Source organism: Dehalobacter sp. DCA, assembly GCF_000305775.1.
GTDB lineage: Bacteria > Bacillota > Desulfitobacteriia > Desulfitobacteriales > Syntrophobotulaceae > Dehalobacter > Dehalobacter alkaniphilus.
In genome coordinates this window covers 1,782,289-1,794,823 of the sequence record NC_018866.1, presented here as the reverse complement: position 1 = coordinate 1,794,823, position 12,535 = coordinate 1,782,289, and the positions used below count along the sequence as shown (strand labels likewise).

General features: G+C 46.8%; 14 protein-coding genes. 8 read left to right on the top strand and 6 right to left on the bottom strand.

Annotated elements, in window-relative coordinates:
* Positions 1 to 33 precede the first annotated feature (33 nt).
* Genes DHBDCA_RS08590 through hydF form a run of 5 tightly spaced genes read left to right on the top strand, consistent with a single transcriptional unit; the run spans position 34 to position 5,495 of the window.
* Positions 34 to 285, top strand: coding sequence for a TM1266 family iron-only hydrogenase system putative regulator (locus DHBDCA_RS08590; protein ID WP_015043836.1), 252 nt, complete (start codon positions 34 to 36; stop codon positions 283 to 285).
* 19 nt (positions 286 to 304) lie between these two features.
* A complete protein-coding gene (gene hydG / locus DHBDCA_RS08585) occupies positions 305 to 1,756 on the top strand; it encodes a [FeFe] hydrogenase H-cluster radical SAM maturase HydG (RefSeq protein ID WP_015043835.1) in 1,452 nt (483 codons plus the stop codon).
* A 9-nt stretch (positions 1,757 to 1,765) separates the two neighbouring features.
* Complete coding sequence (gene hydE, locus DHBDCA_RS08580) at positions 1,766 to 2,830, top strand: [FeFe] hydrogenase H-cluster radical SAM maturase HydE (protein WP_015043834.1); 1,065 nt, start codon at positions 1,766 to 1,768, stop codon at positions 2,828 to 2,830.
* Between the two features lie 14 nt (positions 2,831 to 2,844).
* A complete protein-coding gene (locus tag DHBDCA_RS08575) occupies positions 2,845 to 4,260 on the top strand; it encodes an aspartate ammonia-lyase (protein WP_015043833.1) in 1,416 nt (471 codons plus the stop codon).
* Entirely contained in the window at positions 4,248 to 5,495 is a 1,248-nt protein-coding gene (hydF, locus tag DHBDCA_RS08570; protein WP_015043832.1) for a [FeFe] hydrogenase H-cluster maturation GTPase HydF, read from the top strand. The genes DHBDCA_RS08575 and hydF overlap by 13 nt, the downstream gene beginning before the upstream one ends.
* Before the next feature lie 70 nt (positions 5,496 to 5,565).
* Here hydF and DHBDCA_RS08565 read toward each other — a convergent pair whose 3' ends face one another.
* The 3 genes from DHBDCA_RS08565 to DHBDCA_RS08555 all read right to left on the bottom strand — a co-directional run bounded on the left by DHBDCA_RS08565 (position 5,566) and on the right by DHBDCA_RS08555 (position 8,551).
* Complete coding sequence (locus tag DHBDCA_RS08565; protein ID WP_015043831.1) at positions 5,566 to 6,234, bottom strand: DUF6320 domain-containing protein; 669 nt, start codon at positions 6,232 to 6,234, stop codon at positions 5,566 to 5,568.
* 26 nt (positions 6,235 to 6,260) lie between these two features.
* Entirely contained in the window at positions 6,261 to 7,544 is a 1,284-nt protein-coding gene (locus DHBDCA_RS08560; RefSeq protein WP_015043830.1) for a hypothetical protein, read from the bottom strand.
* A gap of 80 nt (positions 7,545 to 7,624) precedes the next feature.
* Positions 7,625 to 8,551: an alpha/beta hydrolase gene (locus DHBDCA_RS08555; RefSeq protein WP_015043829.1), complete on the bottom strand. Its 927-nt coding sequence runs from the start codon at positions 8,549 to 8,551 to the stop codon at positions 7,625 to 7,627.
* Between the two features lie 155 nt (positions 8,552 to 8,706).
* Between DHBDCA_RS08555 and DHBDCA_RS08550 the strand changes: the two genes are divergently transcribed.
* Entirely contained in the window at positions 8,707 to 9,225 is a 519-nt protein-coding gene (locus DHBDCA_RS08550; protein ID WP_015043828.1) for an HD-GYP domain-containing protein, read from the top strand.
* Between the two features lie 121 nt (positions 9,226 to 9,346).
* On the opposite strand, the gene DHBDCA_RS15455 is transcribed toward DHBDCA_RS08550, so the two are convergent.
* From DHBDCA_RS15455 to DHBDCA_RS08540, 3 genes are all read right to left on the bottom strand, one after another.
* Positions 9,347 to 9,490 (bottom strand): hypothetical protein, encoded by a 144-nt coding sequence (locus tag DHBDCA_RS15455; RefSeq protein ID WP_015043827.1) that lies wholly within the window; start codon positions 9,488 to 9,490, stop codon positions 9,347 to 9,349.
* A 19-nt stretch (positions 9,491 to 9,509) separates the two neighbouring features.
* On the bottom strand, positions 9,510 to 9,704 hold the full coding sequence (locus tag DHBDCA_RS08545) for a hypothetical protein (RefSeq protein WP_015043826.1): 195 nt from the start codon (positions 9,702 to 9,704) through the stop codon (positions 9,510 to 9,512).
* A 312-nt stretch (positions 9,705 to 10,016) separates the two neighbouring features.
* Positions 10,017 to 10,340, bottom strand: coding sequence for a nucleotide pyrophosphohydrolase (locus tag DHBDCA_RS08540; protein ID WP_015043825.1), 324 nt, complete (start codon positions 10,338 to 10,340; stop codon positions 10,017 to 10,019).
* 125 nt (positions 10,341 to 10,465) lie between these two features.
* Between DHBDCA_RS08540 and cdaA the strand changes: the two genes are divergently transcribed.
* A complete protein-coding gene (gene cdaA, locus DHBDCA_RS08535) occupies positions 10,466 to 11,293 on the top strand; it encodes a diadenylate cyclase CdaA (RefSeq protein WP_015043824.1) in 828 nt (275 codons plus the stop codon).
* The gene (locus DHBDCA_RS08530; protein WP_015043823.1) at positions 11,280 to 12,527 is read left to right on the top strand and encodes a CdaR family protein; all 1,248 of its coding nucleotides are present in this window, start codon (positions 11,280 to 11,282) and stop codon (positions 12,525 to 12,527) included. Before cdaA ends, DHBDCA_RS08530 begins: the two co-directional genes overlap by 14 nt.
* The last annotated feature ends 8 nt before the right edge of the window (positions 12,528 to 12,535 follow it).

The following is a 12,535-nucleotide window of genomic DNA, read 5'->3' as shown; positions in this document are numbered from 1 at the left end:
GGGAGTTTTTGATTTTTGAAGGAGGACAAACCTATGAACAAAAGAATTGGTATTATCGGTATTGTGGTTGAAGATCTCTCTTGTGTGGAGCATATCAATGCGGTTCTGCATGAATATGCCGGACTGGTCGTCGGACGGATGGGAATTCCCTACGGAGAACGGGGCGTATCGGTTATCTCGCTGATTGTCGACGGCAGTAATGATGAAATCAGTGCGCTGACTGGCAAACTGGGCCGGGTCTCCGGCGCGTCCGTTAAATCCATGATTACAAAAAGCAATAAGTAATTTGAAAGGGACGCAAAATATGAATTTTCTCAATAAATATCAAAAGGAATTCGATGAGTACGACAAGCTTGACCATGATTTTATTGACGACGATAAGATATGGGAACAGCTGAATAAATGGCACAACCCATCTAGAGAAGACGTGCGGCGCGTGCTAAAAAAAGCGGAGCAGTGTGTACGGCTCGAGCCGGAGGAAACAGCGATTCTTATCCAAAACAAGGATGAGGATACGATACAGGAGATGTATGAACTAGCCCATCAGCTGAAAGAAGAGGTTTACGGAGACCGTATCGTGTTTTTCGCGCCGCTTTATATCAGCGATGAATGCGCGAACAACTGCAAATACTGCGGTTTCCGCGCAAGCAACACCGCGATGCACCGCAAAACGCTCAGTATGGATGAAATCGAGCAGGAAGTGCGAATCATGATAGAAGAAGGCCAGAAACGTACTGTACTCGTTTATGGCGAATCTCCCGCAACCGAAGTGGATTTCATGTGCGATACGATCAAAAAAGTCTACAGCGTAAAAACACAGCACGGTGAAATCCGCCGCGCAAACATTAACTGCGCGCCGCTCACCGTCGAAGAGCTGAAAAAACTTCAGGAAGTCGGTATCGGCACGTTCCAGGTCTTTCAGGAAACCTACCACCATGAAACTTATCATAAAATACATCCGGCCGGGACCATCAAGGGGCATTACCGCTGGAGACTTTACTGTATGGACAGGGCACAAAAGGCCGGCATCGACGATATTGGACTCGGCGTTTTGTTTGGCCTGTACGACTGGCGTTTTGAGGTCATGGCCCTTTTATACCATACCATTCATCTGGAGGAAACTTTCAACGGTGTGGGACCACACACGATTTCATTCCCCAGGATCACTCCGGCGACCGGTACGCCATTCTCCGATCACCCCGAGTATGCGGTCAGCGACAGCGACTTCAAAAAGCTTGTTGCCGTCTTGCGCCTGTCCGTCCCATATACCGGCATGATTTGTACTGCACGTGAACCGGAAAAAGTACGTAGGGAGGTAATCTCGTTTGGGGTTTCACAGATCGATGCTGGAACGCGCATTGGCGTCGGCGCTTATGCACAGTCCAAAAACGCAAACCAGCTTCCCGACAAGGAACAGTTTTCCATCGGCGACTCGCGGGCGCTGGATGATGTTGTCGGTGAAATATGTGATATGCATTTTATTCCCTCTTTTTGCACCGCGTGTTACCGTGCAGGCCGCACGGGGGAACATTTTATGAAGGTCGCAAAATCTAGGTTCGTACATAACTACTGCATACCGAACGCCATTTTCACGCTGAAGGAATACCTGCTCGACTATGCGTCGGATGAAACAAGGGCCAAAGGCGAAAAAGTTCTCAAACAGCATGTCGAGCGGTTTAAAGGCCATCCAGCCTACGACACGATACTTGAGAATTTAAAGCGGCTGGAAAACGGCGAACGTGATTTACGCCTGTAGGAGAAGTCTATGGATTTAAGTCTAAAAGACCCGGAAGGGTTCTCAAAATGGATGAATTCAGCCGGAAAAAAGGAACTTTCCGAGATTATCCGGTATTCTTTTGAGGAAGCAACCGCAGAAGAATGGTCGGTGATGTCCTCTTATGCAAATGAGCTGCGGGAAAAGTATTATGGCAGAAAGGTTTACTTTCGGGGGCTGATCGAGTTTTCCAGCTTTTGCAGGAACGATTGTTTCTACTGCGGACTTTGCAGAAGCAACCGAAGTGTCAAAAGGTACCGTTTGACGCCGGAGGAAATTTTTGATTGCTGCCGGACGGGCTATGATCTGGGTTTTCGCACCTTTGTGCTGCAAAGCGGCGAAGATAAGTATTTTACAGACGCGCGGCTGTGCAACATCATATCAGGGATCAAGGAGTTTTTTCCAGATTGTGCGGTGACCCTCTCAATGGGAGAGCGAAGTTTCGCTTCCTATAAATACCTATTCGATGCTGGGGCCGACCGGTACCTTCTGCGTCATGAAACGGCCGATGAGGCCCATTACGTCAAACTACATCCGCCGGAACTCAGCTTAAAAAACCGCAAACAGTGCCTATATTATCTAAAGGAAATCGGCTATCAGGTCGGAGCCGGCTTTATGGTGGATTCCCCTTTCCAGACCTTCGATACACTGGCGGAGGATTTTCTGTTTCTGAGGGAACTGAAACCCCAAATGATCGGCATCGGTCCGTTTATTCCGCAAAAGAATACAAGGTTCCGGGGTTATTGCACGCCGTCCTCCAGTCGGACATTGGCCTTGCTGTCCCTTATCCGGATCATGCTGCCGAAAACCCTTCTGCCTGCTACTACAGCGCTCGGCACCGTCGATCCCCTGGGGCGTGAAAAAGGACTGAAGGCCGGTGCCAATGTCGTCATGCCCAATCTTTCCCCGGTTAAGTACCGCAGGGATTATGCTTTATATGATAATAAAATCTGTACCGGCGAAGAGGCGGCCGAATGCCTTTCCTGCCTTGCACGGCGTATTACGTCGGTCGGTTATATACCTGATTTTTCACGCGGGGACTATATAGACTTTTAGGGAAAGGATTTATTATGCGAATAGAACAAGATATGCTGGGTGAGATGCAAATCAGTGATGGCGCGTATTATGGAATTCACACGGCGCGCGCGATGCAGAACTTCAAAATTACGGGCGTGCCGATTCACGCCGCGCTGGTTGACGCACTGGTATGCGTCAAAAAGGCCGCGGCAATTACAAACCGCAACATCGGCGCTTTGGACGGAAATATTGCGGGCGCGATCATAGCGGCATGTGACGAAATCCTTTTGGGTGCACTCATGGATCATTTTGTTGTTGACTGCATGCAGGGTGGAGCGGGCACCTCCGCAAATATGAATGCAAACGAAGTGATCGCAAACCGCGCCATCAAACTGCTTGGCGAACACAAGGGCGACTATGCCCTTGTTCATCCATTGGATCATGTGAACTTTCATCAATCGACAAACGACGTGTTTCCAACCGCGGTGCGCATTGCCGCCATTCGTCTGCTTAAGCCTGTTATGGATCAGTTCGCTGCATTACAAACCGCGCTTCAGGAAAAAGAGGAGGAATTCTCCGATATCTTAAAGGTAGGCCGAACGCAGCTTCAGGACGCAGTCCCCGTCACGCTCGGTCAGGAATTCGGAGCGTGGGCACAGGCCGTTTCACGCGATCGCTGGCGGCTTTATAAGGCGGAGGAACGGCTCCGGCAGGTCAATATCGGAGGAACTGCCGTGGGAACCGGAATAAACGCCCCCAAAGCTTACATTTTCGCAATGATCGAACGTCTGCGGGAGCTCACGGGAATCGGCTTGTCACGGGCTGAATACATGATGGACCCTACGCAAAACTGTGACGTATTTGTCGAGGTTTCCGGCCTTTTGAAAGCGGCGGCGGTCAGCCTTACAAAAATTGCAAATGACTTACGGCTTTTGTCCTCGGGTCCGTGCGCGGGAATCGGCGAAATTGTTTTACCCGCCATACAGGCCGGCTCCTCGATCATGCCGGGTAAAGTCAATCCCGTGATGTGTGAAGCCGTAAATCAGGCAGCTTTTCAAATCATGGCGGACGATATGGCGGTAACTCTGGCGGCACAGGCGGGGCAGCTTGAATTGAACGCCTTTTTGCCCCTGATTGCAAAAAACCTATTTGACATGCTTGATCTGCTTGGGTCTGTGCTTCCCCTCTTCATCGACCGTTGCATCAGAGGAATTCAGGCTGACAGAGAAAGCTGCCTGCGAGAATTGAATGCTAGCTTTACCCTGGCAACGGCTCTGACCGGATACATCGGTTATGACAAAGCGTCCGAAGTCGCCGCGCTGTGTCGAAAAACAGGCAAGCCGGTAGGGGAAATCGTGCTGGAACAACGCCTGATGGACAAACAGACGCTGAATGAAATTTTAAAGCCGGAACGGCTTACGTCACCCGGAGCCGCAATGGAAAAGGAGAAAGGGCAATGGAAAATATGAACGCAACACCTATGGCAAGCCGGTTTGCTATAGGGCTTTTCGGAAAGCGGAATGCCGGGAAATCCTCTCTTATCAACGCTATCACCGGGCAGGACATTGCGATTACTTCCGATGTGCCGGGGACGACGACGGATCCCGTTTATAAGGCCATGGAGCTTTTGCCGATCGGGCCGGTCGTATTGATTGATACCGCGGGGCTCGATGACGTGGACGGACTTGGAGCGCTACGTGTTGAGAAAACCTATGAAGTTTTGCGAAAATGCAACCTCGCAATTGTTGCCGTTGATGTGCAGTTAGGCATCTCGGAGTTTGAGGCGGAATTCATTGAACAACTCAAGCGAAGGAAGGTTCCGTCCGTTTGCGTACTGAATAAATGTGACAAAGGAGTGCTGGATGCAGGCGAGCTTGAGAAGCTGAAAGAGCTTGCCGGGATCCCGCTGATATGCGCAAGCACAATAAACGGATTTGGGATTGATGAAATAAAAAAGCAAATCGTTGCAAATTCTGGATTTGAGGATGCGGAACCGGCGTTGGTCAGTGATTTGATCCACGCGGGCGACATTGCCGTACTAGTGACACCCATCGACAAGTCGGCTCCCAAAGGTAGGCTGATACTTCCTCAGCAGCAGACGATCCGCGATATCATCGAAAGCGATGCGATGGTGATCGTAACAAAAGAGCACGAGCTCAAGCTGACGCTCGAACGTTTAAAGACGCCCCCCGCCATCGTGATTACGGATTCACAGGCCTTTCTTAAAGTGTCCGCGGACACCCCTCCCGGGATTCCCATGACATCGTTTTCAATTCTGTTCGCACGGCAAAAAGCGGACCTCGCGGAAATGGTGCGGGGTGTCAGGCGCATTGAAAAGCTGGCCCCTGGGGACAAGGTTCTCATTGTCGAGGGCTGTACCCATCACCGTCAGTCGGACGACATCGGTAAAGTAAAAATCCCGCGCTGGATACGCCAGATCGCGGGCGGAGGAATTGAATTTGAATGGGCAAGCGGCGCCTGTTTTCCAAAGGATATCTCCGGATATGCCGTGATCATCCACTGCGGCGGTTGTATGTTGAACCGCAGGGAAATGCAGTACCGCGTGCAAAAAGCGCGGGAACGTAGCACATCGGTCACCAATTACGGAATATTGATCGCATACGTAATGGGCATTCTCCCAAGGGCATTAAGGCCCTTCCCCCCCGCAAATCTGGCTTTGGAAGAAGTTGAGCCGATTAAATAAGCAAACATTTAACATGGATCGGAATGTGGATAACGTGTATCCAACCACGGGGTTACCGGCGACAACCTTGTTAAATATGCATGCGTTTGGCTAGTTCTGCCTTGATATTTTCCCCTTGAAAGATCAGGATCGCAGACAGGAATATGATGCTGACGGCAACAGAGATTACGGAAGGGTATAGCACATGGATCCAGTCAAACAAGAGAAATATTACCGGAATGATGCCGAGAAGACCATCTAACAGAAAATAAGTAATGTAATCTCTGGCCCTGAGCTTCATAATTTTCGCCGTTACATACAGCACGAACATGGCGGAAACAAACAAAATAGGAACAACAAAGTCTAGGGACCAGCCCCGCCAGCCGGTTCCCCAGTCCCAGACAACACTAAGAAAAGATAAAATGGTTACCTGCCACATGATATTCTTGGTAATATGATGCCTTTTCCTGATGACGATAATTAAACTCAGCCACATGCTGATGAGGCCGAATAAAGCAAAAACAGGCCAGTTTATACTCGAGGGAAATAACGCATAGACCACAAAACTGACGACCAGAGCAACGACAGAGGCAAAAATCATAATCCGCAAGGCCAGATGCCGTTCATAGAAAGGAGGAACCACCGGATAGATTTCCTGCTGATCGTAGGCACCATCGTCTTCCGGCAGAATATTTCCACATAGGGGACAATTCCTTTTATTGCCGCGTATGCGGACCTGGCAATGGCTGCAATATTGCATAAAGATGATCCTCTCTGTTAACTCGATTAAAGATTGCATGTAATTTCAATGTCGATGCCGTTTTCTGAAAGGAACTCAAAAAAAGTACGTTGAATTTCAGTTTCTCGGAAGGGTGAACTAAAACTTACAGCCAGCCTGTCGTTGTAGGAGCATATGCTGATATGAGGCATTCTGGCGCTGCTGCAAAGGCTAAACTGCCGAATATAGCGTTTGAATTCTTCTGGAAGCAAGATTTGACCGATATTCGTTATTGCCGCAGTGATCCCCCTGTCAGCAATTTTGCTGGCCAGGCGCAGCGAATAATCCTTGAAAGGCAAAGGAATAATCCGGGTCAGAAGATTCTTTTCAATTGACATTAATTGATTTAAGCGTTGATTTAAACTTTCTGCAGTAAGCTCTTTTCGGAAGTCCTCACTTACACCTCGAATCACGTCTTGAAAATTGGGGCTTTCTTGGCCAAAGGGATAACCAATATTCATCGTGCTGAAAAAATTTCTGGTTGTCTCAGATTGAAAAAAATTCCGCAAATTAATCGGGACGGACAAAACCACGGGATCATTCTTCGTGCGTACAGGCCTTTCTTTATGTAGGGCATAAATAAACAAGGCGGCAATAAAAACAGTCAAAGTAGCATTATATTCATGTGCTAATCCCAAAGCTGCCTTGGTAGACATCGAACCTTCGATTACTTTCACTTTGTTTTCATCCAGCCTGGTTCCACGGATGCGATAAGTCCGGGCTGTTTTCGCCTTGTTCGGGTTATCCATCAGCTTCAGAATATCCAGATCCCGGCCTTCAAAATATCTGCCGAAACTGTCATCCATTTTTTCGCTGATCGAGGCGTTTGGCTTGAATTCAGGGATTTGGTCCGCAAAGGCTTCCTTATACCGCAGACGGATATAATGATAGACCAGGGTTTTCATGAACCAGAGCGCCCCAGTACCGTCAGATAAAGCATGAAAAATTTCCAGATTGATTCTGTTGTGGTAATAGGATATCCGGAAAAGCAAATTCTTTCTGTCATCAAGATAGATCGGCGCACAGACCGGATCAGACTCCCTTTCAACTACAGGATGTAGGTCGCTGGTCTGAAAATAATACCAGAATACGCCTTTCCGTAAGACGGATTTGTAAAACGGAAAATAATCCATCGTGATATTCAGGGCTTCCTGCAACATTTCAGGATCTACAGCGTTATAGAGTTCACAGGCCAGCCGGAATACTTTCGTGTCTTTATTGCTGCATGTTGCCGGAAAGATCTTAGAGGCATTATCCAGTCTAGTCCACTCAACGCTCTTTCGCTGTCTCATTCGATCACCTTTCTGATATGGTACTATGTTAACCCTAAAATTAGAATATTGAGAATCTGCTCGTCATCATATTATATTTTTTAGGTTGACAATGTACTGCCATCTAAAAAAGAATTAATCACTTTATAGCATGTGATGAGTTGCTCCGTGTTCCATGCCAGCGAGAAGAAACCATGAACAGCGTCTTTCATTCGGTATATCCTGACATCGTTGCCGGATTCCCTCAGACGCATTCCATAAGCCTCCCCCTCATCACGGAGTGGGTCAAATTCAGCCGTGATAATCAGTGTCTGGGGCTGATTCGATAAATCTTTAGCTAAGAGTGGTGCTGCGTAAGGGTTGTTGCGGTCTTCTTCTCTTTGAACATATAGATCCATATAATCCTGAATGCGTTTGGCAGTTAATATATAATCTGTACCATTTTCCCGTATAGACGGAAATGGAGAGCTTGGGCTATGATCAATATAGGTTGCGGGATAGATGAGTATTTGACGGGGGGGCAGAAATTCACCCCTGTCTCTGGCCATTAAAGACACGGCTGCTGCCAGATTGCCGCCCGCACTGTCCCCAATCAAGGTAATATCCTTGGGACTGCATTGCAGTAGATCATGGCGTAAGGATAACTCCCTGGCAACATGATAACATTCCTCAATGCCGGCTGGGAAGGGGTTTTCCGGCGCTAAAAGATAATCTACGGAAATAACCGTATGATTGGTCTGATCCGCCATTTTGGCACAGACATTGGTGTAGGAATCAATGTCTCCAGTAACCCATCCTCCGCCGTGAAAGAAGATTAGAACTCTGGGGATTTCTTGGTTTTCAGGACGAAAAATCCGCACCGGGATTTCTCTTGAAGCAACAATGATCTTATGGTCCAATAAATTGTACAGCGGCTTAAAATATGGATGTACAACCTTCTGGACTTTCCGGTAGATCTTATAGGTCTTCTTAATATTTACATCCGGATAGGATAGTGCTTTTAAAAGCCTTTTTCTGAAGCGTTTCATTGAACGACAACGACCTCTCTTTCTCTGTGCTATCCTATCCTGATTCCATTATAATCGAAAAACGCAAGTTTATCGATTATAATTCCACATTCGCTGGCGGCAATTTGTTCCCTTATTTGATGCTTGTCCATATACTGATGAAGGGGGGGATTGGAATGAATGATCCCTGCGATTTGAACCATCAGATAAGGACACAGCGTCTGGCCCTCCAAATAGCGAGGAATTTAGGTATTGTCAAAGAGGAACAATTAAAGCCAATTAGTATTGCTTCACGACTTCACGATATTGGGAAAATAAGCATCCCCTCAGACATTCTCCTGAAACCCGGAAAATTAACTGATTCAGAATTTGCGGTCATCCGGATGCATCCCGAAATTGGTTGTGCTGCAATATCTAGGGTCAATTTCCCATGGCCAATCGCTGAAATCATTCTTGAGCACCATGAAAATATGGATGGCTCGGGGTATCCCCGCGGTTTAAAGGGGCAGGAAATACGATTTGAAGCCAAAATTATCAGAGTCGCGGATACAATCGATGCGATGGCAAGTGATAGAGCATACAGGGCAGCCCAGCCGAAGCAGGAAATCATTTCGGAGTTAAACCGCGGAAAAGGACTCATTTATTGCAAGGAAATCTGCGAAGCTGCGATAGCCTATCTGACAGCTGAATCATAATGAATAATAAAAAATTCAAAAATAATAATTAAATGAAGAGAAAATAAGCCCAAAGAAATACCAGACAGCATGTATTATCTGGTTTTTTCTTTGGGCGAATCTTTTGCCGAGCAGCTAGTTCTTACTTGCTTTTTTTAAAAGCCAATAAGACCAGCTCTTCATTGTTTGCTTTGTATTGAGAATTCAGGGTTGATTCAGTTTGTTTGACCTGATTTAGCTGGGTCTGATCAAGTTGGGCAAAATCCATATGCATGACACTGTCCACGGCTTAAGACCTCCTTAAATTAAAAGCGGTGTTCATATAAGTCAATCCCGCCCAATATCATATGGGCTAGACCAAACCCGATGATTCCGGCACTGATTAGGGGATATACTTCCCTTTTGCTCATACCATTTTTTTTCATATCTTTGACCCTTAAGGCAACACCGGCTGCTGTGACTGCAGTTCCTAATGCGCTGGGTATCAAGCCTTCCCGCATCGTCATTCCCTCCTAAATTAAAATTCTGTCTTTAGCTTTAACCAATTTAGCAAATTTTATTAGCTGTCTTTAAATGAAATTTTTTGACAATTGATAAAATCTCTAACTTAGATAGAAAAATACCCCTGCGTCCAGGGGTATTAGATAAGTTTGCGCCAAGTCTAATTAAATATGTATCTCAGCCTACTTTAGCATAATGAAATATTGATGGTCAATAGATTTTGCCAAGTACTGGGTATGGTGAATAAAAAATATTTTACTAATTACAGAAAAAGGTATAAAATGGTACTTGTTGTAAATGCGCCCGGCTAGTCATTCCGGCTGTTTTCTGGTCCAGCGCTTGCTATCCCGGAGACGGTATTTTTCCATCATTCCTTCAAAGGATTTTTCAAGGTCTATCTGAAGCGAATTGGCCATACATATGATGATAAACAGAATGTCGGCCATTTCCAGCGCAAGATCACCCTCCTGCTCGGACGGTTTCTTGGGTTTTTCTCCGTAACGATGATTAACCTCTCTGGCCAGCTCGCCAACTTCTTCAATCAGCCGGAGCATCATCGAAGAGGGCTGCCAGTAACCCTCTTCAAATTGGGAAACCCAATTATCGACTTCTTTTTGCCAATCTTTGATATCCATCGCGAACAGTACTCCCTTGCAGTTTATTGTAAGTTCAATTTTAAGGGAATTTTTCCTGTCGGGCAAGGAATTTAGGGATTAATGTAGAATCATGATCCATTGATCTATTTTTAAGGAGTGAGACAGTGGCATATCTGCAGACGTTTGCACAAATGGTTCAATGGAAAGATTTCGTAGATATTGTCGTTGTCGCGATCATTATCTATCAATTGCTTATGCTGATTAAAGGAACAAGGGCCGTCCAATTAATCAAGGGTCTTTTTGTGTTTATGGTCATTTCTCTGATTGCGAGGCAGCTTGGTCTGACGACGCTGAACTGGATGGTGGAAAAAGTCTGGACCATGCTGGTTGTTGCGCTGCCTGTCGTTTTTCAGCCTGAGTTAAGAAGGACCCTGGAACAGATTGGTAGAGGTAAGTTTATTACCATGCACCCGGCGACAACCGGACCTGAGGAGTATAAGAAGCTGATCGAGGAAATTGTCAGGTGCAGTCAGGTTTTATCGCAAAGCCGCATTGGTGCTTTGATCGTCCTTGAAAAAACAACCGGGATTCAGGAATATGTTGAGACCGGTGTTAAAATTGATGGGGTTGTCTCTTCAGAGTTCCTGGTCAACCTATTTATTCCAAAGTCGCCGCTCCATGACGGCGCGGTGATTATCCGTGGGGACAGGGTTGCGGCTGCAGGCTGTTTTTTACCTTTGACCCAGGATAATGGACTGCAGAAGGATTTGGGGACCAGACACAGAGCTGCTTTAGGGCTTTCAGAAGTATCAGATGCGCTGGTTATCATCGTATCTGAAGAAACTGGTGTCGTTTCTACGGCCAAAAACAGCAGGCTCACCCGCTTCCTTGATGAAAAGAGCCTCCGCGATCTTTTAAAGAATGAGATCCTGGTCGAAAAAGCTTCCGGGCACAATCTGTTCCGAAGAGGTGACAACAATGCCAATACGTGATATTTTACGGCGAAACCTTGGATATAAAGTGATCTCTCTGATCCTGGCGATTGTTTTCTGGGTATGGCTGACCAGCCAGAATAATTCCTCGATTTTTTCAAAGAATATTGATACCCGGCAGCTGGTGTTTTACAACCAGCCCTCCAATATTGGGATCATATCGCCGGTTCCGACGATTACGATCCGGATTGACAGTTCCTCCCAAGAAAGCAGTGTCAAAGACCTGGTTGCTTATGTCGACCTCAAAGATGCTGTAGTCGGGGAATCCACCTATGATGTTCAAATTAATGCACCGGAAGGTATAAAAGTTGAAGAAATCAGTCCGAAAACAGTGACATTAAAGCTGGATCGGCTTGAGGACAAGATTGTCAAGGTTCAGGCCAACGTTAAGGGTAAACCGGCTTCCGGCTATGAGGCAGGCGAACTGTTATTCACTCCTTCCGTGGTGAATGTACGGGGACCTGCATCGGTCCTGGCCAACCTTACAAGCGTCACCGTCGATGTAGAATTTACAGATCTCACAGAGAGCAAAAGTGTGGTTAGGCCGGTCTACTTTACTGATAACCAAAATGCGGGGATTTTTGACGCGAATCCGTACCCTACACTGCAGGCTTTTCCCGATACTGTTGAGGTAATCATGCCGGTATATGCAAAAGGGACGGCGAGTAAAACTGTGCCGCTCCGGGTGGTAACTAAAGGGACACCTGCGGATGGAATGGAAGTACGGCTCGTGACTCCGCTTCCGTCACAGGTTCAGCTCGTTGGTAAAGAGGAAGCACTTAAAGCGGTCGAATATTTAAATCTTGGGACTGTTGATATCAGCGGAATTACCAGCACCAAAACCATTAATGTTTCCCTGAATTCAATTGTTTTGCCCAACGGAGTGTCTTTCAGTAAGGGAACCAAAATCAGCGTCATGGTTTATGTCGGTGCCAAAGCGGAGAATGAGATCCTGAAAGCGATACCGGTCGGGATTAAAAATATTCCCGACGGACTGACTGCTGATAACATTCAGCCGATCGATGTCACGGTCAGCGGATATCCGGATATTCTTAAAGCGCTGAAACAAGAGGATATTTCCTGTTGGATAGATGCTAAAGGCCTGAAAGAAGGGACATACTCCGACGTATCGGTACTGTGGGAAGTCCCATCCGGGGTGACAATGGTTAGCATACCCAAAGTGCAGCTTGTTCTGAAGGCAAGCACAGCAACTTCCGGAGATAATAAAGAATAGAGTTGGAT